General features: G+C 72.8%; 18 protein-coding genes. 1 reads left to right on the top strand and 17 read right to left on the bottom strand.

What is annotated here, in order from left to right; translation table 11 throughout:
• Positions 1-12 precede the first annotated feature (12 nt).
• Together nrdR and hisD are read right to left on the bottom strand one after the other, a co-directional pair.
• Positions 13-486 carry a transcriptional regulator NrdR gene (gene nrdR, locus PED38_RS13865; RefSeq protein WP_063071135.1) on the bottom strand — a complete coding sequence of 158 codons (474 nt, stop codon included), beginning with the start codon at positions 484-486 and terminating at the stop codon, positions 13-15.
• 17 nt (positions 487-503) lie between these two features.
• A complete protein-coding gene (hisD, locus tag PED38_RS13860) occupies positions 504-1808 on the bottom strand; it encodes a histidinol dehydrogenase (protein WP_270981763.1) in 1305 nt (434 codons plus the stop codon).
• A gap of 61 nt (positions 1809-1869) precedes the next feature.
• Between hisD and PED38_RS13855 the strand changes: the two genes are divergently transcribed.
• Positions 1870-2385, top strand: a complete 516-nt coding sequence (locus tag PED38_RS13855; RefSeq protein WP_063071133.1) for a flavin reductase family protein — start codon at positions 1870-1872, stop codon at positions 2383-2385.
• A 55-nt stretch (positions 2386-2440) separates the two neighbouring features.
• On the opposite strand, the gene dnaE is transcribed toward PED38_RS13855, so the two are convergent.
• The 15 genes from dnaE to PED38_RS13780 all read right to left on the bottom strand — a co-directional run bounded on the left by dnaE (position 2441) and on the right by PED38_RS13780 (position 21582).
• On the bottom strand, positions 2441-5902 hold the full coding sequence (dnaE, locus tag PED38_RS13850) for a DNA polymerase III subunit alpha (RefSeq protein ID WP_442870660.1): 3462 nt from the start codon (positions 5900-5902) through the stop codon (positions 2441-2443).
• Positions 5903-6029: 127 nt separating this feature from the next.
• Complete coding sequence (locus tag PED38_RS13845) at positions 6030-6947, bottom strand: RluA family pseudouridine synthase (RefSeq protein WP_270981740.1); 918 nt, start codon at positions 6945-6947, stop codon at positions 6030-6032.
• Positions 6948-7070: 123 nt separating this feature from the next.
• Positions 7071-7730, bottom strand: coding sequence for a DivIVA domain-containing protein (locus tag PED38_RS13840; protein WP_063071131.1), 660 nt, complete (start codon positions 7728-7730; stop codon positions 7071-7073).
• Between the two features lie 138 nt (positions 7731-7868).
• Complete coding sequence (locus PED38_RS13835) at positions 7869-8168, bottom strand: YggT family protein (protein ID WP_063071130.1); 300 nt, start codon at positions 8166-8168, stop codon at positions 7869-7871.
• 68 nt (positions 8169-8236) lie between these two features.
• Positions 8237-8734, bottom strand: coding sequence for a cell division protein SepF (locus PED38_RS13830; protein ID WP_270981739.1), 498 nt, complete (start codon positions 8732-8734; stop codon positions 8237-8239).
• A gap of 48 nt (positions 8735-8782) precedes the next feature.
• Complete coding sequence (locus tag PED38_RS13825; RefSeq protein ID WP_081234899.1) at positions 8783-9514, bottom strand: YggS family pyridoxal phosphate-dependent enzyme; 732 nt, start codon at positions 9512-9514, stop codon at positions 8783-8785.
• A complete protein-coding gene (ftsZ, locus tag PED38_RS13820; protein WP_063071129.1) occupies positions 9511-10650 on the bottom strand; it encodes a cell division protein FtsZ in 1140 nt (379 codons plus the stop codon). The genes PED38_RS13825 and ftsZ overlap by 4 nt, the downstream gene beginning before the upstream one ends.
• Before the next feature lie 135 nt (positions 10651-10785).
• A complete protein-coding gene (locus tag PED38_RS13815) occupies positions 10786-12165 on the bottom strand; it encodes an FtsQ-type POTRA domain-containing protein (protein ID WP_270981737.1) in 1380 nt (459 codons plus the stop codon).
• Positions 12162-13583 (bottom strand): UDP-N-acetylmuramate--L-alanine ligase, encoded by a 1422-nt coding sequence (murC, locus tag PED38_RS13810; protein WP_270981735.1) that lies wholly within the window; start codon positions 13581-13583, stop codon positions 12162-12164. Before murC ends, PED38_RS13815 begins: the two co-directional genes overlap by 4 nt.
• A gap of 47 nt (positions 13584-13630) precedes the next feature.
• Entirely contained in the window at positions 13631-14734 is a 1104-nt protein-coding gene (gene murG, locus PED38_RS13805) for an undecaprenyldiphospho-muramoylpentapeptide beta-N-acetylglucosaminyltransferase (protein WP_270981734.1), read from the bottom strand.
• Positions 14731-16020, bottom strand: coding sequence for a putative lipid II flippase FtsW (gene ftsW, locus PED38_RS13800; RefSeq protein WP_063072117.1), 1290 nt, complete (start codon positions 16018-16020; stop codon positions 14731-14733). Before ftsW ends, murG begins: the two co-directional genes overlap by 4 nt.
• On the bottom strand, positions 15977-17521 hold the full coding sequence (gene murD / locus PED38_RS13795; protein ID WP_270981732.1) for a UDP-N-acetylmuramoyl-L-alanine--D-glutamate ligase: 1545 nt from the start codon (positions 17519-17521) through the stop codon (positions 15977-15979). The genes ftsW and murD overlap by 44 nt, the downstream gene beginning before the upstream one ends.
• A gap of 2 nt (positions 17522-17523) precedes the next feature.
• Positions 17524-18633 carry a phospho-N-acetylmuramoyl-pentapeptide-transferase gene (gene mraY, locus PED38_RS13790; protein WP_063072119.1) on the bottom strand — a complete coding sequence of 370 codons (1110 nt, stop codon included), beginning with the start codon at positions 18631-18633 and terminating at the stop codon, positions 17524-17526.
• Complete coding sequence (locus tag PED38_RS13785; protein WP_270981730.1) at positions 18627-20036, bottom strand: UDP-N-acetylmuramoyl-tripeptide--D-alanyl-D-alanine ligase; 1410 nt, start codon at positions 20034-20036, stop codon at positions 18627-18629. The genes mraY and PED38_RS13785 overlap by 7 nt, the downstream gene beginning before the upstream one ends.
• A 1-nt stretch (position 20037) precedes the next feature.
• The gene (locus PED38_RS13780; RefSeq protein ID WP_270981729.1) at positions 20038-21582 is read right to left on the bottom strand and encodes a Mur ligase family protein; all 1545 of its coding nucleotides are present in this window, start codon (positions 21580-21582) and stop codon (positions 20038-20040) included.
• Positions 21583-21593 lie beyond the last annotated feature (11 nt).

Below are 21593 nucleotides of genomic sequence, written 5' to 3'. Positions count from 1 at the left end.
CGCAGCCGGCGGCTAGGGCGTGTCGGCGTCCGGCGCGGCCGAATGGGCGACGCGCAGCTGGGCGATGGCGGCCTCGAAGTCGTCGAGCGAGTCGAAGCCCTGGTAGACGCTGGCGAAGCGCAGGTACGCGACCTCGTCGAGCTCGCGGAGCGGCGGCAGGATGCTGAGGCCGATGTCGTTCGCCTCGATCTGCGAGGCGCCGGTGGCCCGGATCGCCTCCTCCACGCGCTGCGCGAGGACCGCGAGGTCGGTGTCGGTGACGGGCCGGCCCTGGCAGGCCTTCCGCACGCCGGTGACGATCTTCTCCCGGCTGAACGGCTCGACCACGCCGTTGCGCTTGATCACGCTGAGACTCGCGGTCTCCGTGGTGCTGAAGCGGCGGCCGCACTCCGGGCACTGCCGACGCCGGCGGATCGACAGCCCGTCGTCGCTCGTGCGGGAGTCGACGACGCGGGAGTCGGGGTGGCGGCAGAAGGGGCAGAACATCGTGTGCCCAGGATACGTCAGCCCCGGAGGCGGGCTGTCACCGCGTCGCCGTGGGCCGGGAGGTCCTCGGCGCGGCTCAGCACGACGATCATCGGCTCGGCCTCGCGCAGCGCATCCGCGTCGTAGCGCACGACCTGCTGCGGGCGCAGGAACGTGTAGGCGCCGAGGCCCGAGCCGAACCGCGCCTGGCCGCCGGTGGGGAGCACGTGGTTGGAGCCGGCGAGGTAGTCGCCGAGGCTCACGGGCGAGTGCGGGCCGAGGAAGATCGCCCCGGCGCTGTGGAGGTGCGGGAGCAGCGCATCCGGGTCAGCGGTCTGGACGGAGAGGTGCTCGGGGCCGTACGCGTCGCTGTAGCGCGCCGCGGTCGCGAGGTCGTCGACCACGAGGATCGCCGACTGCGGACCGGCGAGCGCCTGGACGACGCGGGCGGAGTGCGCGGTCGTGGCGGCCAGCGCCTCGACCTCCGCGTCCACCGCCCGGGCGAGCTCGGGCGAGTCGGTGACGAGGACGGACGCGGCCATCTCGTCGTGCTCCGCCTGGCTCACCAGGTCGGCGGCGACGAGCCGGGCGTCCGCGTGCGCGTCGGCGATGACGAGGATCTCGGTGGTGCCGGCCTCCGAGTCGATGCCGGTGACGCCGCGCACGACGCGCTTGGCGGCCGCGACGTAGATGTTGCCGGGCCCGGTGACGACGTCGACGGGCTCGAGGCCGATGTCGGCGACGCCGTGCGCGAAGGCGCCGATGGCCCCGGCGCCGCCCATCGCGTAGACCTCGTCGACGCCGAGGAGCCCGGCGGCGCCGAGGATCGCGGGGTGCACGGATCCGCCGTGCGCCGCCTGCGCGGGCGAGGCCAGCGCGATGCTCGCGACGCCGGCGACCTGCGCGGCGACGACGTTCATCACGACGCTCGACGGATAGGCGGCCTTGCCGCCCGGGGCATAGAGGCCGACCCGGCGGACCGGCTGCCAGCGCTGCACGATCGTCCCGCCGGGCACGACCGTGGTCGTGGTCTCCGGCGGGACCTGCGCGGCGGACCCGAGGCGCACGCGGCGGATGGCCTCCTCGAGGGCGGCCCGGACGTCGGGGTCGAGGCCGTCGACGGCCGCGGCGATCGCCTCGGCGGGCACGCGCAGCGCGTCGGGGCGGACCCGGTCGAGCCGCTCCGCCTGGTCGAGGAGCGCGGCGCTCCCCCGGGTGCGGACGTCCTCGACGAGCTCGCGCGCCACGTCGAGCGCGACGGCGACGTCGGTGACCGGACGCGGGAGGAGGTCGAGCAGGTCGGCGGTGCTGGGCGTGGTGCCGCGGAGGTCCTGGATGCGCATCATGACTCCGGAAGTCTACCGAGCGGGCGCCGGGCGGTTCGGGCGGCTAGCGTCTCCAGGCATGGACGCGCACCCCGCCACCACGCTCTCCGAGGCCCCGGGCCAGGCCGCCTTCCGCGCCGCGTTCCGGCGCCATGCCGCGGGCGTCGCGGTCGTCACGACGCGCGATGCCCAGGGCTCCCCCGTCGGCTTCACGGCGACGTCGCTCGCCTCCGTGTCGGCCGACCCGCCGCTCGCGAGCTTCAGCCTGGCCCGCACGGCATCGAGCGCCGCCGCGATCGGGACCGCCGATCACGTCGCGATCCACGTGCTCGGCGCGCGCGACCGGCCCCTCGCGGAGCGCCTCAGCGGCCCCGCTGCCGAGCGCTTCGCGGGCGACCACTGGTCCTCCGGCCCGCACGGCCTGCCGGTGCTCGACGGCGGCACCGCCCTGCTCGTCGCCCGCATCGTGGAGCGCGTGCACGTCCACGACGCGATCGTCGTGGTCGTGCGCATCGAGGACGGCGGCGCGGGCGTCGAGGACGAGCCGCTCGTCTACCACGCGCGGCGCTACCTGCGCCCCGGCGCCGACGCCTGAGAGGCCGCCGCCCGAGAGGACGCCGTCCGAGGTCCCGAGGCGCCCGGGCCGCGGATCAGCCCAGGCAGTTCGGCCCGAGCAGCGACTTGAGCTCGCCGTAGAGGTCGGCGCTCACCGTGACCGGGTACGGGATCTCGAAGACGCGCCCGTTGTCGCCCTTCACGAGCTGCAGACGCACCTCGGTGTCGCCCGAGTGCCGGATCAGCACGTCGTTGAGGCCCATGACCGTCTCGGTCGTCGCCCGGTTCTCCGCCAGGCTGATGAGCAGCGGACCGGAGCCGAGGCTCTGCCCGAGGTCGGGCTGGAACATCGAGAACGCGTGGATGTTCATGCCGTCGTCGCGCGTGGACACACGGCCGCGGATCACCACGACGGTGTCGCTCTGCAGCGCTGGAGCGAACTCCTGGTACGCCTTGCCCATGAACATGCAGGTGATCTCGCCGCCGAAGTCCTCCAGCTGCACCATGCCGTACTGGTTGCCGGAGTTGCGCGCCGTGCGGTGCTGCACGCTCGTGAGCAGGCCCGCCAGCGTGACCGTCTCGCCGTCCATCGACGCGTCGGTCGCGAGCAGCTCGGCGATGCCCGTGGAGGCGAGCTTCGCCAGCGGGATCTCGAGCCCCGCGAGCGGGTGGTCGGACACGTAGAGCCCGAGCATCTCGCGCTCGAACGCGAGCTTGTCGCGCTTCGCCCACTCCGGCCGCTCCGGCACCTTGCGCGCGTGCTGCGGCTCGTCCCAGAGGCTGTCGAAGTCGAAGCCGACCTGGCCGTTCATCGCGGCGCGCTTGTCGCTCACGGACGCGTCGATCATGCCCTCGTGCACCTCGAGCAACGCCCGGCGCGTGTCACCCAGCGAGTCGAACGCGCCGGCCTTGATGAGCGACTCCACGGTGCGCTTGTTCGCCACGGGGAGCGGCACCTTCTTGAGGAAGTCGTCGAACGACTCGAACGCGCCCTGCTCGGTGCGGGCGCCGCGGAGCGCCTCCACCACGTTGGCGCCGACGTTGCGCACGGCGCCCAGGCCGAAGCGGATGTCGGCGCCGGCGGCCGCGAAGAAGCCGATCGACTCGTTGACGTCCGGCGGCAGCACCTTGATCCCCATGCGGCGGCACTCGTTGAGGTACAGCGCCATCTTGTCCTTGGAGTCGCCGACGCTCGTGAGGAGCGCCGCCATGTACTCGGCCGGGTAGTGCGCCTTGAGGTACGCGGTCCAGTAGGAGACGACGCCGTAGGCCGCCGAGTGCGCCTTGTTGAACGCGTAGTCGGAGAACGGCAGCAGGATGTCCCAGAGCGCCTTCACCGCGGCCATCGAGTACCCGTTGTCGACCATGCCCTGCGAGAACCCGGCGAACTGCTTGTCGAGCTCCGACTTCTTCTTCTTGCCCATGGCGCGGCGGAGGAGGTCGGCCTGCGCGAGCGTGAAGCCGGCGAGCTTCTGCGCGACCGACATCACCTGCTCCTGGTACACGATGAGGCCGTGCGTGGTGCCGAGCACCTCGCGGAGCGGCTCCTCGAGCTCCGGGTGGATGGGGGTGATCTCCTGCAGCCCGTTCTTCCGCAGCGCGTAGTTCGTGTGCGAGTTCGCGCCCATGGGGCCCGGTCGGTACAGCGCGATGACGGCCGAGATGTCCTCGAAGTTGTCGGGCTTCATCATGCGCAGCAGCGAGCGCATGGGGCCGCCGTCGAGCTGGAAGACGCCGAGCGTGTCGCCCCGGGCCAGGAGGTCGTACGCGCCCTGGTCGTCGAGGCCCAGGTCCTCGAGCACGAGCTTCTCGCCGCGGTTCGACTCGATGTTGTTGAGCGCGTCGTCGATGATCGTGAGGTTGCGCAGCCCCAGGAAGTCCATCTTGATGAGGCCGAGGGACTCGCACGCGGGGTAGTCGAACTGCGTGACGATCTGGCCGTCCTGCTCCCGCTTCATGATCGGGATGATGTCGATGAGCGGCTCGCTCGACATGATGACGCCGGCCGCGTGCACGCCCCACTGGCGCTTGAGGTTCTCGATGCCCTGCGCGGTCTCGAAGACCTTCTGCGCCTCGGGGTCCATCGCGAGCACCTCGCGGAAGTCGCCGGCCTCGCGGTAGCGCGGGTGGTCGGTGTCGAGGATGCCGGACAGCGGGATGTCCTTGCCCATGATCGCCGGCGGCATGGCCTTGGTGAGCTTGTCGCCCATGGAGAAGGGGTAGCCGAGCACGCGGCTGGAGTCCTTCAGCGCCTGCTTGGCCTTGATGGTGCCGTAGGTGACGATCTGCGCGACGCGCTCGTCGCCGTACTTGTCGGTCACGTACCGGATGACCTCGCCGCGGCGACGGTCGTCGAAGTCGACGTCGAAGTCGGGCATGGAGACGCGGTCCGGGTTGAGGAACCGCTCGAAGAGGAGGCCGTGCTGCAGCGGGTCGAGGTCGGTGATGCCCATCGCGTAGGCGACCATCGACCCGGCGCCGGATCCGCGACCGGGGCCCACGCGGATCCCGTTCTCGCGGGACCAGGCGATGAAGTCCGCGACCACCAGGAAGTAACCCGGGAAGCCCATCTGCGCGATGACGCCGACCTCGTAGTCGGCGCGCTTCCGCACATCGTCCGAGAAGCCGCGCGGGTAGCGGCGGACGAGGCCGCGCTCGACCTCCTTGACGAACCAGGTCTGCTCGCTCTCGCCCTCGGGAACCGGGTAGCGCGGCATGTAGTTGGCGGACTCGTTGAACTGCACGTCGCAGCGCTCGGCGATGAGGAGCGTGTTGTCGCACGCCTCCTCGTGGTCGCGGAAGAGGTGCCGCATCTGCTGCGCGGTCTTGAGGTAGAACTCGTCGGCGTCGAACTTGAAGCGGTTGGGGTCGTCGAGCGTGGTGCCGGACTGGACGCAGAGGAGCGCCGCGTGGCTCGTCGCGTCGTGCTCGTGCGTGTAGTGCAGGTCGTTCGTGGCGACGAGCGGGAGGTCGAGGTCCTTCGCGAGGCGGAGGAGGTCGCTCATGATGCGGCGCTCGATGCCGAGCCCGTGGTCCATGATCTCGCAGAAGTAGTTGCCCGCCCCGAAGATGTCGCGGTAGTCGCTCGCGGCCTTCACGGCCTCGTCGTACTGGCCGAGCCGCAGGCGCGTCTGGACCTCGCCCGACGGGCAGCCGGTGGTGGCGATGAGGCCCTTCGCGTACGTGCTGAGGAGCTCTCGGTCCATGCGGGGCTTGAAGTAGTAGCCCTCGAGGGAAGCGCGCGACGACAGCCGGAAGAGGTTGTGCATGCCCTCCGTGGTCTCGGCGAGCATCGTGAGGTGCGTGTAGGCGCCGGATCCGGAGACGTCGTCGCGGCCGCCGTCGCCCCAGCGCACGCGTGTGCGATCTCCGCGGTGCGTGCCCGGCGTGATGTACGCCTCCGTGCCGATGATGGGCTTCACGCCCGCGTTCTTCGCCTGCTTCCAGAAGTCGAAGGCGCCGAACACGTTGCCGTGGTCCGTGATGGCGACGGCGGGCATCTTCTGCTCCACGGCGGCCTGCACGAGCGGTCCCACGCGGGCCGCCCCGTCGAGCATCGAGTACTCGCTGTGGACGTGGAGGTGGACGAACGAGTCGTTGCGGGGCACGGGTCTCTTCTACTCATGGATGGGCGGTGGGGCCATCATAGGCAGGCCCCCGAAGGCGCCTCGGGCGTGTCGGGCGTCAGCCGCGGAGGACCTCGAGGGCGTGCTGCAGGTCGGCCGGGTACGTGCTCGAGAAGGACGCGCGGTCGCCCGTGGCGGGGTGCGTGATCTCCAGCCGCATCGCGTGCAACCACTGCCGCCCGAGGCCGAGCTGCGCCGAGAGCACGGGGTCGGCGCCGTACATCGCGTCGCCGACGCAGGGGTGGCGCTGCGCGGCCATGTGCACGCGGATCTGGTGGGTGCGGCCGGTCTCGAGGTGCACCTCGAGCAGGGCCGCCCGGCGGAACGCCTCGAGCGTCTCGTAGTGGGTGACCGACGACTTGCCGTCGGCCGTGACCGCGAACTTCCAGTCGCTGCGCGGGTGGCGGCCGATGGGGGCGTCGATGGTGCCCGTCAGCGGATCCGGATGCCCCTGGACGACCGCGTGGTAGATCTTCTCGACCTCGCGGTCGTGGAACTGGCGCTTGAGCTCGGTGTACGCGCGCTCGGTCTTGGCGACGACCATCAGCCCGCTCGTGCCCGCGTCGAGCCGGTGCACGATGCCCTGCCGCTCCTCGGTGCCGGAGGTGCTGAGGCGGAACCCGGCCGCGGCCAGGGCACCGAGGACGGTGGGCCCGGTCCAGCCGACGCTCGGGTGGGCCGCGACGCCGACGGGCTTGTCGACCACGACGAGGTCGTCGTCGTCGTGCACGATGCCGAGGTCGGGCACCGCGAGCGGGACGACCGACGGCTCCCGCTTCGGCTGCCAGCTGACGGCGAGCATGGACCCGCCCACGAGGCGATCGGACTTGCCGGCCTCGCGGCCGTCCTGGGTGACGCCGCCCGCCTCCGCGACCTCGGCGGCGAAGCTGCGGGAGAAGCCGAGGAGGCGGGCGAGGCCCGCGTCGACGCGCTGCCCGTCGAGGCCGTCGGGGACGGGAATGGTGCGGTGCTCCATCGGGTGGTGCCTCTTCCGGTGCGGGGACGACGGGCCGCGCGAACGACGACGGCGACGCGGGACCCTCGTGGCTCGTGCGAGCCGGGTCCCGCGCCGCCGTCGGGCGCGCGGGTGGTGCGGGTGCTAGTTGCCCGAGTAGCCGGGGAACGAGGCGGTGGCGGGCGCCTCGGTCGATCCGGCGGCGTCCAGCTCGCGGAGCTGGCCCTCGATGTAGCCCTTGAGCTTCGTGCGGTACTCGCGCTCGAAGGTGCGGAGCTCGTCGATGCGGCCCTCGAGGACCTGGCGCTCCTTCTCCAGCACGGCGGTCTTGGAGCGCTGCTCGGCCTCGGCCTCGGCGGCGATGCGGGCGGCGGTGGCGTGCGCCTCGGCGACGAGCGCGTCGCGCTTCTCGACGCCCTCGCGGACGTGCTCCTCGTGCAGCTTGCGGGCCAGCTTGAGCAGGCTGCTCGTGCTCGACGTCTCGTCGTCCTCGTCCGCGGGGGCGGCGACGGGCGCCGACACGACGACGGGAGCCGGCTCGGGCTCGGGGGTGGGCTCCGGCTCGACGACGACGGGCGCCTGCTCGACCGCGGCGGGAGCGGGGGTCTCGATGGCCGTGGTGGCGGCGGGGGCGGACTCGCCGGAGGAGAGGCGCTGGCGCAGCTCCTCGTTCTCCTGGTGGAGGCGTCGCAGCTCGACGACCACCTCGTCGAGGAAGTCGTCCACCTCGTCCTGGTCGTATCCCTCGCGGAACTTGGTCGGCTGGAAACGCTTGTTGACGACGTCTTCAGGAGTGAGAGCCATGGCCTGCCACCTCTTTTGTGCGTAGAGCGGGGTCCGCGGGCGCGGACGGGGATTCGGGACAACGTGCGCCTCAACGCTACCAGCGGATCGCCCGGGTCCGGGGACTCGGGCCGCGATCCGCGGACGGAGGGGCGGCGCCTACCCGATGAAGCCGCGCGCGACGTTGAACAGGATGATGGCGACCAGCATCGTGATCATCCAGCCGAAGTCGAGCGCCACCGGACCGAGGCGCAGGGGCGGGATGAGCCGGCGCACGAAGCCGATGGGCGGGTCGGTCACCGTGTAGGACGCCTCGGCGACGATGAGCATCGCGCCGCGCGGACGCCACTCCCGCGAGAGCGACTGCACGAGGTCGAGGACGAAGCGCCCCCACATGCAGATGATGAACGCCAGGAGGGCGAACCACACGACGGTGGCGACGAGGGAGACGATGATCACGGAGACAAGTATGGCGGGCGTCGATGGGAGGTCCCGTCGACGCCCGCCATCTCAGCGGTCCGCGTGGATCAGCGCCCGAAGAAGGAGGCCTCGACCTCGGCCTCGGTGGCGGACTGCTCGCCGGAGACGGCGACGTGCGACGGCGAGAGCAGGAACACCTTGCTCGTGACGCGCTCGATCTTGCCGTACAGGCCGATGGAGAGGCCGCTCGCGAAGTCGATGAGGCGGCGCGCGTCGTCGTCCGTCATCTGCGACAGGTTGATGATGACCGGCACGCCCTCGCGGAAGTTCTCGGCGATGACCTGCGCGTCCTTGTAGGCCTTGGGGTGGACGGTGAGGATCTCGTTCATTTCAGCCGGCGCCGCATTCCTTGTGGTGGTCGAGGGCTTGTGCAGGGGGGTCACGGGTGCGCGCTTCGCCTGCTGCTGCTCGCGCTGCTGCGGGGCGGGCGCCGGCGCGGGGACGGCCTGCACGGGCGACTGCTGCTGCGTGGGCTGCTGCTGGTAGTCGAGCTCCTCGTCGGCGAGTCCCAGGTACACCATGGTCTTGCGAAGTGGGTTGGCCATCATTCCTCTTTCCGTTTCGGCCTGACGAACCGGACCGCACCTCCGACATTAAGGGCGGTCGGGTCGCTTTCCCGTGATTGCCGACCCGATCCGTAGGTGTGTCGCGCCCTCGAGCAGCGCCTCGCGCAGGTCGCCGGACATGCCCGCGGAGATGGCGCGGGCGTCGGGCAGGATGCGCCGCACGTCGTCCGAGATGCCGCGGAGCCGGGCGAACGCGCGGCGGGGCTCGCCGTCGTCGGGCGCGACCGCCATGACCCCGAGCACCCGGATGCCGGCCGCGGCCGCGGCGTGCTCCGCGAGGGCCTCCGCCTCGGCGGGCGGGACGCCTCCTCGGGCCGGGTCGTCCGTGAGGTTGACCTGGAGGAAGACGCGGGTCCCCTCCTCCTCGGATGCCAGCGCGTCCACGAGGGAGGGACGGTCGACGGAGTGGATCACGGAGGCGTACCGCCGCACCTGGCGCGCCTTCTTGCCCTGGAGCTGCCCGACGAAGTGCCAGGCGACGTCGCGCCCCGCGAGCTCGGCGGCCTTGCCCTGCGCCTCCTGGTGCCGGCTCTCGCCGAGATCGCGCACGCCGAGGTCGACGAGGGCGCTGAGGAGCGACACGGGCTGGAACTTGGTGACGACGATCGTGGTCACCTCGGCCGGATCGCGGTCCGCCTCGCGGACGGCGTCGGCGACCTGCGCGCGCACGGACGCCCACCGCTCGGCGAGGCCGGGGTGGGCCTCGCCGGGGTGGGCGTCCGACGCGTGCGCGCCGCCGGTCAGCGGAGCGTCGCTCACTTCAGGAAGTCGGGGATGTCCAGGTCGTCGCCGTCGTCCTCGAACGTCGGGTCGCTCGCCGGGACGGCCGCGACGGGCGCCTCGGCCTGCGGGCGCGACGGCGCGGACTCGACGGCCTCGGGGGCGGTGACCGCTCCCCCGCCGGCGGCGACGAATCCGCTGCGGCGGTTCTCGACCTTGGCCGACGGCTCGCCGCCGTCGAAGCCCGCGGCGATCACGGTGACGCGCACCTCGTCGCCGAGGGTGTCGTCGATGACCGCGCCGAAGATGATGTTCGCCTCCGGGTGCACGGCCTCCTGCACGAGCTTGGCCGCGTCGTTGATCTCGAAGATGCCGAGGTTCGACCCGCCCTGGATGGAGAGCAGCACGCCGTGCGCGCCCTCGATGCTGGCCTCGAGCAGGGGCGACGCCACCGCGAGCTCGGCCGCCTTGATCGACCGGTCGGCGCCGCGCGACGAGCCGATGCCCATGAGCGCGGATCCGGCGCCCTGCATGACCGACTTCACGTCGGCGAAGTCGAGGTTGATGAGACCGGGGGTGGTGATGAGGTCGGTGATGCCCTGGACGCCGGCGAGGAGCACCTGGTCGGCGGTGGCGAAGGCCTCGAGCATGCTGATGCCGCGGTCGCTGATCTCCAGGAGGCGGTCGTTCGGGACGACGATGAGCGTGTCGACCTCGTTCTTCAGCGTCGCGACGCCGAGCTCCGCCTGCGCGGAGCGGCGCTTGCCCTCGAAGCCGAACGGCTTCGTGACGACGCCGATGGTGAGCGCGCCGATCGACTTCGCGATGCGGGCCACGACGGGCGCGCCGCCGGTGCCGGTGCCGCCGCCCTCGCCCGCGGTGACGAAGACCATGTCGGCGCCCGCGAGGGCCTCCTCGATCTCCTCCGCGTGGTCCTCGGCGGCGCGTCGGCCGACCTCGGGGTCGGCGCCGGCGCCGAGGCCGCGCGTGATCTCGCGTCCGACGTCGAGCTTCACGTCCGCGTCGCTCATGAGCAGGGCCTGCGCGTCGGTGTTGATCGCGATGAACTCCACGCCCCGCAGACCGAGCTCGATCATGCGGTTCACGGCGTTGACGCCGCCACCGCCGATGCCGACGACCTTGATGACGGCGAGGTAGTTCTGGTTGTTCGACACGACGGGCCTCCGCTAGAACCTTCGACCTCCGGTGGAGGCTTAGAGTTTACTCAGTATGCATTTCCTGATCCCGACGTTAGGGGGCGTGGGGCGGGTGCGGCGACCGGCGCGCCGCGTGTCGCCACACCCGGTCGCTCAGGGACCAGCGACGGGCGCGTCGGGCGCCGAGACGTCGTAGGAGCCGACGTCGCCGCGGGCCTTCACGAGGGCCTGCAGCACCTGCGCCTTCTCCGTCGAGCGCTCCCCGCTCCCCCACAGCACCTTCTTGCCGCTGCGGAGCACGAGCATCACGTCGTCGGTCGTGTTGGCCTGGATGCTGTCGACCTGCGGCAGGAAGTCGGCGGGCAGCGCGACGAGCACCGCCGTCGCGGCTCGGAAGCGCGGGCTGGACAGGCCGGCGCTCGGCAGGTCGATGAGGGGGTAGCCGTCCGGACGCGCGGTGGCGCGCTCGATGGTGACGCCCGCGGGGTCGACGAGGTCGAATCCCGCGCCCGACTGGATCACGGCGACGGGCGTGCGCTCGACGATGCGGATCACGAGGGTCGACGGCGGCCGGCTCTCCGTGCTGTAGCTGCGGATGAGCGGGAAGGCGCGCAGCTCGTCGCCCACCCGTCCGAGGTCGACGAGAGGCAGGGGCGTGCCGACCTGGTCGGCGAGAGCGGCCTGGATGCTGTCCGGCGCGACGCGGTCGGCGCCCTCGACCTCGACGGTCCGCAGGGCGAGGAGCGGCGAGTAGACGGCGATGCCGACGACGATCGCGAGGACGAGGAACGCGCCGAGCGCGCCGAGGAGACCCGCTCGGCGACGCCGCGTGCGCTGCGTGAAGCGGCGGACCTCCTGGCGCTCGTAGCGCTGGCGCTCGCGGCGGGCGCGGCGGAGCTGGCGACGGGCCTCGGCATCTCCCGTGGTCGCGCTGGCCGGACGCGCTGGCCGGTGGGCGCGGGGCGTCGGCTCGGCGTCGCCCTCCCCGCGGGTGCGGCGGCGGAGCGGCTTCGCGGCCCGGGATCCGGCGGCCTCGGCGGCACCGCGCGCCCGTCGGCCGAGGCGTCCGGCGATGCCGCCCGCACGGGAGGCGGCCGGCTCCCGGCCGGTGCTCGGCGTGGGAGGCGCGCTGACGGGCGCCTCCGCCAGGTGCGGGAGGACGATCGGCTCGGTGTCGGGTTCGTCGTCGTCGCGCCACGGGGCGGAGGGGCGCCCGGCCGAGGGAGGCGTGGCGGCCGAGCGCGCGGGCGTGCCTGTGCCGGGGCGGGCGTCGGTCCGCGGCGCGGCGGTCGCCGTGACAGGGCGCGGCGGGACCGGGCGCGGCGCGGTCGGGCGCTGGGCCGTCGGGCGCTGCGGGGCCGGCGCGGACGGACGGGCCGGGTCGGACGCGGGGTCGGGAGAGGCGGATGCGGGCGGGGAGGCCGGGCGGGAGCCGCGTCGGCGCGACGCCGGTGCCCCGGCGCCGGCCGCAGGCGCGTCGGGCGCGGGCGGACGCGGGACCCGGGGCCGGTCGAAGCCCTCGGGCCGCTTCACTCGCGCGGCCGGGGGGACGCGGCGGGCTCGGTCGGGCGCGCCAGCGCGTCGACCACCTGCGGGATGATCCGGTACACGTCGCCGCAGCTGAGCGTCACGACGAGGTCGCCGTCCCGCGCGATCTCCGCGACGCGGTCGGCGGCCTCCTGCCAGTCGGGCAGGTAGTCGACGCGCGCGGCGTCCGCGAACCGCTCCGTCACGAGCGCACCGGTGACGCCGGGGATCGGGTCCTCGCGTGCGCCGAAGACGTCGAGCACGATGGTGTGGTCGGCGAGCTCCTCGTAGACGCGAGCGAAGTCGCCCGCCATCAGCTGCGTGCGGCTGTAGAGGTGCGGCTGGTGCACGGCGATGATGCGGCCCGCCCCGACGACGGTCCGCGCGGCGGAGAGCGCGGCGCGCACCTCGGTCGGGTGGTGCGCGTAGTCGTCGTAGACGCTCACGCCACGGACCTCCGCGTGCAGCTCGAAGCGACGGCCGGTGCCGGAGAAGCCGGCGAGGCCCGCGATCGCGTCGTCGGGATCCACGCCGAGACCGACGAGCACGGCGTACGCGCCGGCCGCGTTGATCGCGTTGTGGCGGCCGGGGACGCGGAGCGCGGCGCGGCGGGACACGCCCTCGTGGGTGATCGTGAAGGCGACGGGGCCGTCGGTGACGATGTCGGAGATCCGGACGTCGGCGTCCGGGTCCTCGCCGAACGTGACGATGCGGCCCTCGATGCGGTCGGTGACGCGCCGCGCGCCCGGGTCGTCGCTGGAGATCACGACGAGCTCGGATGCCGCGCTCGCGAACCGGACGAAGGCGTCGTCGAACGCCTCGTGCGAGCCGTAGTGGTCGAGGTGGTCGGCGTCGACGTTGGTGATGAGGGCGACGGCCGTGTCGTAGAGGAGGAAGGAGCCGTCGGACTCGTCGGCCTCGACGACGAAGAGCTCCTCGGATCCGGGGGCGCTGGAGACGCCGAGCCCGCCGATCACGCCGCCGTTCACGAACGAGGGGTCGCGGCCGGCCTCGAGCAGCGCCGTGACGATCATGCCGGTGGAGGTGGTCTTGCCGTGCGCGCCCGCGACCGCGACGAGGCGCTGGCCGCTGATGAGCCAGGCGAGCGCCTGCGAGCGGTGCAGGATCGGCAGGCCGCGCTCCTTCGCGAGCACGTACTCGGGGTTGTCCTGCCAGAGCGCGCCCGTGACGACGAGCGCCTCGGCGTCGCCCACGTGCGCGGCGTCGTGGCCGACGTGGATCTCGGCGCCGAGCTCCCGGAGCGCCTGCACGGCGTCGGAGTCGCGCGAGTCGGATCCGGTGACGCGGTGGCCCGCGGCGAGGAACAGGCGCGCGATGCCGCTCATGCCGGACCCGCCGATGCCCACGAAGTGGACGCGGCCGAGCTCGGTCGGGATGTCCATGGTCAGGTCGGGTGCGATCACGTGCGGTCTCCTCGGGAGGGTGGGAAGCGGGGCGGGCGGCGGCGCGGTCAGCGCGGGGAGGCGACCGGGGACGGGCGGCCGTCGGCGGAGTCGCGCACGAGGTCGGCCATGCGGGCGGCGCCATCGCGGCCGCCCACGGACGCGGCGGCCTCGGACATGCGCGCGAGCGCCGCCGGATCGGACAGGAGCGGGAGCACGTGCGCGAGCACCCAGTCGGGCGTGAAGTCGGCGTCGTCCACGACGATGCCGCCGCCCGCCGCGACGACGCCGCGGACGTTGACCGCCTGCTCGCCGTTGCCGACCGGGTACGGCACGTAGACCGCGGGGAGGCCCACGGCCGTGAGCTCCGAGAGCGCGCCGGCGCCCGCGCGCGAGACGACGAGGTCGGCCGCGGCGATGGCGAGCTCCATCCGGTCGGAGTAGCCGACCACGTGGTAGCGCTCGACCCCCGGATCGGTGAACTCCTGCGCGCCGCCGACGATGTGCAGGATCTGCGCACCGGTCGCCGTGATGCGCTCGGCCACCTGCACCACCGTCCGGTTGAGGCTGCGGGCGCCCGTGGATCCGCCGGTGACGAGGAGCGTCGGCCGGTCGGCGTCGAGGCCGAGCTCGGCGCGCGCGGCGTCGCGGACGGCGGCCCGGTCGAGGGTGGCGATCTCGCGCCGGAGCGGCATGCCGACGACCTGCGCGCGCGGTCCGAGCGCGGTGCCCGGGAACGTGATCCCGACGGCGGTGGCCACGCGGGCGCCCAGTCGGTTGGCGAGGCCGGGCGACGCGTTCGCCTCGTGCACGACGACGGGGACGCGGGAGCGGCGTGCGGCGAGGTACGCGGGCGCGGCCGCGTAGCCGCCGAAGCCCACGACCACGTCGACGCGGCGCTCGGCGATCATCCGGCGGATCTGCCCGACGGCGCGCGCGAACGCGGGCGCGAAGGCGACGGCGGCCCGGTCCGCCCGGCGCGGGAAGGGCAGCCGGGCGATGGTGAGCAGCTCGTAGCCGCGGGCCGGGACGAGGCGCGCCTCGAGGCCCTCGCGCGTGCCGAGCACGAGGATCGTCGACTCCGGCTCGCGCGCCCGCAGCTCGTCGGCGACCGCGAGCAGCGGGTTGACGTGCCCCGCGGTGCCGCCGCCGGCCAGCAGGTAGACCGTCACGAGCGCATGCCGATCACGGCCGGGATGACGTCCGGCGACTCCTCCGTCGTGGGCCTCCGGGCGAAGCCGAGCACGATGCCCATCGCGACGAGCGTCGTCACGAGCGACGATCCACCCGACGACACGAACGGCAGGGGCACGCCGAGCACCGGGAGCAGGTTCAGCACCACGCCGATGTTCACGAAGGCCTGCACGATGATCCAGGTCATGACGGCGCCCGTGGCGACGCGCGCGAACGTGTCGGTGTTCGCGCGGATCACGCGGATGAACCCGATGGCGAGCACCACGAACAGGAGGATGACGACGATCGCGCCGATGAGGCCGAGCTCCTCGCCGATGATGGCGAAGATGTAGTCGTTGTCGGCCTCGGGCAGCCACATCCACTTGGCCTTCGAGTTGCCGAGCCCCACGCCGAAGACGCCGCCCGCGGCCAGCGCGTACAGGCCGTGCGTGGACTGCCAGCAGCCGCCCGCGTAGTCGCACTGGCCGGTGAGGAACTCGGTGACGCGGCGCATGCGGCTGTCGCTGATGACGGTCATGAGCACCGCGAGCACGGAGCCGATCGTGAGCATGAGCGTGAGCTTGCCCATCGGGATCCCCGCGAAGAACAGGGCTCCCAGCACGATGCTCGCCATGATGATGACCGTCCCGAGGTCGCCGCCGAGCGCGACGAGGCCCACGGCCCCGCCCGCGACCGGGAGCACGGGGATGAGGATGTGCGGCCAGGTGCGCAGCAGGTGGCGCTTCCTCGACAGGATGAAGCCCAGCCAGATGACGAGCCCCACCTTGATGAGCTCGGCGGGCTGGAACGTGGTGCCGGCGATGCGGATCCAGCCGACGTTCTCGCCGACCTTCACGCCCATGGGGCCGAACACGAGCAGCTGCACGGCGGACGCGGCCAGCAGCAGGACCCACGCCCAGCGCTTCCAGAACATGGGCGGCACGAGCGAGACGAGCAGCATGAGCGGCACCCCGATGAGCGCGAACATGCCCTGCTTGAGGAAGATGCCGAAGAAGCCGCCGCCGGCGACGAAGGAGTCGATGCTCGACGACGACAGCACCATCACGAGGCCGAAGACCACGAGGAAGAGCGTCGTGCCGAGCAGGAGGAAGTAGGCGCCGCTCTCCGCGTGGAAGGCGCGGCCGAGGCTGATCCGCGCGGCGAGCCCGCGGCGCTGCGTGCCCTCCTGCGCGTCGTCGGCGGGTGCGGACGGGGTGCGCGGGCCGCGGGGGCCCGACGCGTCAGCCGCGCGAGGGGTCCGCGTCGTTCTCGGGGGCAGTGTCATCCGCCGCACCTCCCAGGTGGTGGTCGACCGCGGCGCGGAATCGGCGCCCGCGGTCGGCGTAGTCGGTGAATTGGTCCATGGATGCCGCCGCCGGGGCCAGCAGGACGGTGTCGCCCTGCTCTGCCACGCCCGCCGCGAGCCGCACCGCGGCCCGCATGACGTCCCCAGTGTCGCTCTCGGCCACCTCGAGGACCGTCACGTCGGGCGCGTGTCGCGCGAATGCCGCGAGCACCTCGGCGCGTTCGGCGCCGATCACCACGGCGGCGCGCAGCCGGGCGGCGTGGGCGCGGATCAGCTCGTCGAGCTCGACGCCCTTGAGCAGGCCGCCGACGACCCAGACCACCGACGGGAAGGCGGCGAGCGACGCGGACGCCGCGTGCGGGTTCGTCGCCTTGGAGTCGTCGACGAACGCGACGCCGTCCCGCTCCCCGACGCGCTCGATCCGGTGGCTGTCGAGCTCGAAGCGCTGCAGGGCCTGGCGCACGACCGCGGGCGAGACGCCGTAGGAGCGCGCGAGCGCGGCCGCCGCGAGGATGTTCTGCACGATGTGCGGCGCGGCCAGGCCCACCGCGCGCAGCTCGTCGAGCGTGGTCAGCTCGAGCGCGCTCGTGAAGCGCTCCTCGAGGAACGCGCGGTCGCAGAGGATCCCGTCGACGATGCCGAGGTCGCTCGGGCCGGGCGCGTCGAGGCCGAAGCCGATGGCGCGCGCGCCGTCCTGCACGTCGGCGTCGCGGAGCGCATCCTCGGTGGCGCGGTCGGCGCGGTTGTAGACGCAGGCGACCCGCGTGTCCGCGTAGACCCGGCCCTTCGCGGCGGCGTACGCCTGCCGGGATCCGTGCCACTCGAGGTGGTCGTCGGCCAGGTTGAGGAACGCGCTCGCGTACGGGCGCACCTCGCGCATGTAGTGCAGCTGGTGGCTGGACAGCTCCACCACGAGCACGTCGAAGCCGTCCGGGTGGCGCACGACGTCGAGCACGGGCAGGCCGATGTTGCCGCACGGGACCGCGCGCACGCCGCCCTCCTGCAGGAGCGCGGCGGTGAGCTGCGTGGTCGTGGTCTTGCCGTTGGTGCCGGTGATGGTGATCCACTCGGCGGGCGTCCCGGTCTTGTCGCGCACGCGCCAGGCCAGCTCGATGTCGCCCCACAGCGGGATGCCCGCCTCGAGCGCCCATGCGGGCAGCGGATGGGTGGGCGCGTAGCCGGGCGAGACGACGACGAGCTCGGGCGCGAACTCCGCGAGCTCCGCGGGGACGGGCTCCTCCTCGGTCGGCCGCACGAGGCGCCCGCCGATGACCTCGAGCAGCGCCAGGCGCTCGGGCGACGCGTCGGAGGCGACCACGAGCACGTCCGCGCCGAGCTCCACGAGGGTGTCCGCGACCGAGAAGCCCGTGCGGCCGAGACCGAGGACGGCGACGCGGAGGCCGCTCCAGTCGTCGTGCCAGCTGTGCAGGGAGTCGGGGCGCGTGAGCGCCGGATCGTCGTCGAGGGGAGCGTCCGTCATCTCTACTGCGTGATCCATTCCAGGTAGAAGGTGCCGACGCCGGCCGCGACCAGCAGGCCGGCGATGATCCAGAAGCGCACGACGACCGTGACCTCCGCCCACCCCTTCAGCTCGAAGTGGTGGTGGAGCGGGCTCATGAGGAAGATGCGCTTGCCGTGCGTGAGCTTGAAGTAGATGCGCTGCAGGATCACCGAGCCCGCGACGATCACGAACAGGCCGCCGATGAAGACGAGCAGCAGCTCCGTGCGGCTGAGGATGGCCAGGGCCGCGAGCGCGCCGCCGAGGCCGAGGGATCCGGTGTCGCCCATGAAGATCTGCGCGGGCGACGTGTTCCACCAGAGGAAGCCGATGAGGGCGCCGACGATGGAGGCCGCGATGATCGCGAGGTCGAGCGGGCTCGCCACCTCGTAGCAGCGGTACTCGTTCTGGTAGCTGGAGACGCTGTCGCACGACTGGTTGAACTGCCAGAAGCCGATGATGACGTAGGAGCCGATCGAGAAGATCGACGCGCCCGCGGCCAGGCCGTCGAGGCCGTCGGCCACGTTCACGCCGTTCGAGGTGCTCGCGACGATGAGGCAGATCCACACGATGAACAGCGCCGTGCCGATGACCGCGCCGAGCGCCATGAAGTCGAGCGGCAGGTCGCGGAACAGGCTGATGGCGGTCGATGCCGGCGTGAGGCCGGAGACCGGGTCGCGCAGCGTGATGGCGAGCACGGCGAACACCGCGGCGACGAGCACCTGGCCGGCGACCTTCTGCCAGCCGCCCAGCCCGAGCGACTGCTGCTTGCGCGTCTTCAGGTAGTCGTCGAGGAAGCCGACGAAGCCGAGGCCCACCATCATGAACACGACCAGCAGGCCCGACGGCGTCACGGGGTCGAAGCGGATGCCGTCCCACGTGAGCAGGTGCCCCGCGAAGTACCCGAGCACGCTCGCCAGGATGATGACGATGCCGCCCATGGTGGCCGTGCCGCGCTTCGTGTGGTGCGTCTGCGGGCCGTCGTCGCGGATGAACTGGCCCCACTGCAGCCGGTGGAACAGCTTGATGAACAGCGGCGTGAGGAAGAGCGTGAAGGCGAGCGAGAAGGCGCCCGCGAAGAGGAGGGCTACCACGAGTGCTTCTCCCCCAGCTCGTCGCCGAGGAAGCGCAGCCCGGCCGAGTTCGACGACTTGACGAGCACGAGGTCGCCCTCGCGGAGGATCCGGTCGAGGATCTCGCGGGCCTCGTCGACGTCCTCGGCGAAGATCGACTCGCCGTCCCACGAGCCCTGCGCGATGGCCTCGAGGTGCAGGCGGCGCGCGGCGCGGCCGACCACGACGAGCTGCCCGATGTTGAGGCGCACCGCGAGGAGGCCCACGCGGTCGTGCTCCTCCTCAAAGAACTCGCCGAGCTCGCTCATCTCGCCGAGGACGGCGACCGTGCGCTGGTCCGGGCCCTTGATCTGCGCGAGCGTGCGGAGCGCCGCCGCCATGGAGTCGGGGCTCGCGTTGTAGGCGTCGTTGATCACGGTGACGCCGTTGCCGCCGAGCACCTCCATGCGCCAGCGCTCGGCGCGCTGCACGGTCTGCAGCGCGGAGACGATGGCATCGCCGTCGACGCCGAGCGCCCAGGCGCCCGCCGCCGCGGCCATCGCGTTCGTGACGTGGTGCTCGCCGAGCACGCGGAAGGACACGGGCCGCGCGGATCCGTCGGGCAGGTGCAGGGTGAAGGTCGTGCCCGCGGCGGACGCGACGATGTCGGTCGCGCGCACCGCGGCGCGCGCGTCCCGCCCGAACCACAGCACGGGCGCGTCGGTCTTGTCGCTCATGGAGGACACGCGCGGGTCGTCGGCGTTGAGCACGGCCGTGTCCTCGGGCAGGAGGTCCTGGACCATCTCGGTCTTGGTGCGCAGGGTCTGCTCGATGCCGCCGAAGCCGCCCGCGTGCGCGAGCCCCACGGTGAGCACGATGCCGACGTCGGGCTTCGCCATGCGCACGAGGCGCGTGATCTCGCCGGGCCCGCTCGCGCCCATCTCCGCGACGAGGAAGCGCGTGGTGCGGGTGACCTTGAGCATCGTGAGCGGCGCGCCGACCTCGTTGTTGAAGGACGCGACGGGGGACACGGTCTCCCCCTGCGTGGCGAGGATCGCGTGCAGCAGGTTCTTGGTGGTGGTCTTGCCGTTCGAGCCGGTGACCGCGACCATGCGCAGGCCGCCGAGCGCGCGCACGCGGGCGACGACCTCGCGTGCGAGCACGCCGAGCGCGTCCACGACATCGGGCACGAGCACCTGGGGCACGGGCAGGTCGAGCTCCCGCTCGACGAGCAGCAGGGCCGCGCCGGCCTCGACGGCGTGCGGCGCGAAGAGGTGGCCGTCGGTCTGCTCGCCCGGCTTGGCGACGAAGATCCCGCCGGGCTCGATGAGCCGGCTGTCGGTGTCCACCGCTCCGTCCACGACGGTCTGCGGGGTGGCGTCGCCGCGCAGCAGGAGGCGGCCGCCGACCGCGTCGGCGATCTCGGCGAGGGTGAGGGCGATCATGTCAGCTCCAGCCTGCGTCGCGGAGGGCCGCGCGCGCGTCGTCACGGGCGGAGAACGGGATCTTGCGCCCGGCCACCTCGTGGTAGTCCTCGTGCCCGGGTCCGGCGACGAGGATGGTGTCCCCCTCGCCCACCAGCGACACCGCGGTGCGGATCGCGGTGGCGGGGTCGGGCACCTCGTGGATCTCGCGGTCGGGCACCGCCGCACGCGCCCCCGCGATGAGCGAGGCCCGGATCGACGCCGGGTCCTCGTAGCGCGGGTGGTAGTCGGTGATGACCACGACGTCGGCGAGGCGGGCCGCGATCGCGCCCATCTCGGCCCGCTTCGTGGTGTCGCGGTCGCCGTCGGCGCCGAAGACCATCACGAGCTTGCCGGGCGTGAACGGGCGCAGCGCCTGCAGCGTCTGCTCGAACGCGTCGGGCGTGTGTCCGTAGTCCACGAAGAAAAGGGGACCGGTCTCGCCCGACACGCGCTCGGCGCGACCGGGGATGTAGGCCCGGATGCCGCCGTCGCGGTCGAGCACCTGCGCGACCGCGTCGAGGTCGTAGCCCGACTCGACGAGCATGACGATGGCCAGGCCCGCGTTCGCGGCCATGAACCACCCGGGCACGGGGACGCGCGAGACGAGGACGCGGTTGTCGGGCCCCTCGAGGCGGAAGCCGGTCGAGTCAGGCGTCTGCTCGAGGACCGTCACGGTCCAGTCGGCCTCGACGCCGGGCTTCGAGGAGATCGTGGTGATGGGGATGCGGGAGCCGTCGACGATGCGCTGCCCCCACTCCGTGTCGAGCGACACCACGCCGCGGCGGGCGCGGTCGGGGTCGAAGAAGGCGGCCTTCGCGTCGAAGTACTCCTCGAAGTCGGCGTAGTCGTCGAGGTGGTCGTGGCTGAGGTTGATGAAGGCGGCCACGTCGAACACGAGCCCGTCCACCCGGTGGCGCGACAGCGCCTGGGCGGAGACCTCGATCGTGACGGCGCGGACCTCGGCCTCGCGCATCCGCGCGAGGAGCGCGTGCAGCTCGCTCGCCTCGGGCGTGGTGAGCCGGCTCGTGATGCTCTCCTCCCCGATCCTGCGCTCGGCCGTGGAGGTGAGCCCGGTGACGACGCCGAGCTGGCGGAGCAGCCCGTCGAGCAGGTAGACCACGCTCGTCTTGCCGTTCGTGCCCGTGACGCCGTAGAGCGTCGCCGGGTCCTCCGCGGAGCGGTGGACCCACGCCGCGATGTCGCCGAGGGCCGCCCGCGGGTCGGGGGTGAGGATCACGGGGAGGCCGGACCCCTGCGCGTCGGCCAGCCCGTCGGGGTCGGTCAGCACCGCGACCGCGCCGCTCGCCGCCGCCGCCGCCGCGAAGCGGGCCCCGTGGGCGCGCGCGCCGCGGAGGCCGACGTAGAGGTCCCCCGGCTGGACGTCGTCGGTCGACAGCGTCACGCCGGTGACCTCCACGTCGTCCACGTCGCCGACGACGTCGAGCGCGAAGTCGCGCACGAGGCCGGACAGCGACCGCGCGACGGGATGCTCGGGGCGGAGGGCGGGGGTGGCAGGGGAGGTCATCGCCCTCATCT

Origin of the sequence: Clavibacter sp. CT19, from assembly GCF_027858075.1 — a bacterium.
Lineage (GTDB): Bacteria > Actinomycetota > Actinomycetes > Actinomycetales > Microbacteriaceae > Clavibacter > Clavibacter tessellarius_A.
The sequence above is the reverse complement of the archived record's forward strand: the minus strand, read 5'-3'. Positions and strand labels throughout refer to the sequence as shown.

Bases quoted from the DNA above. Each gene is read 5' to 3' on its own strand.
- nrdR (WP_063071135.1), bottom strand. From the start codon at position 486: ATGTTCTGCCCCTTCTGCCGCCACCCCGACTCCCGCGTCGTCGACTCC.
- hisD (WP_270981763.1), bottom strand. From the start codon at position 1,808: ATGCGCATCCAGGACCTCCGCGGCACCACGCCCAGCACCGCCGACCTG.
- PED38_RS13855 (WP_063071133.1), top strand. From the start codon at position 1,870: ATGGACGCGCACCCCGCCACCACGCTCTCCGAGGCCCCGGGCCAGGCC.
- dnaE (WP_442870660.1), bottom strand. From the start codon at position 5,902: ATGCTCGACGGGGCGGCCCGCGTGGGACCGCTCGTGCAGGCCGCCGTG.
- PED38_RS13845 (WP_270981740.1), bottom strand. From the start codon at position 6,947: ATGGAGCACCGCACCATTCCCGTCCCCGACGGCCTCGACGGGCAGCGC.
- PED38_RS13840 (WP_063071131.1), bottom strand. From the start codon at position 7,730: ATGGCTCTCACTCCTGAAGACGTCGTCAACAAGCGTTTCCAGCCGACC.
- PED38_RS13830 (WP_270981739.1), bottom strand. From the start codon at position 8,734: ATGGCCAACCCACTTCGCAAGACCATGGTGTACCTGGGACTCGCCGAC.
- ftsW (WP_063072117.1), bottom strand. From the start codon at position 16,020: ATGACACTGCCCCCGAGAACGACGCGGACCCCTCGCGCGGCTGACGCG.
- murD (WP_270981732.1), bottom strand. From the start codon at position 17,521: ATGACGGACGCTCCCCTCGACGACGATCCGGCGCTCACGCGCCCCGAC.
- PED38_RS13785 (WP_270981730.1), bottom strand. From the start codon at position 20,036: ATGATCGCCCTCACCCTCGCCGAGATCGCCGACGCGGTCGGCGGCCGC.
- PED38_RS13780 (WP_270981729.1), bottom strand. From the start codon at position 21,582: ATGACCTCCCCTGCCACCCCCGCCCTCCGCCCCGAGCATCCCGTCGCG.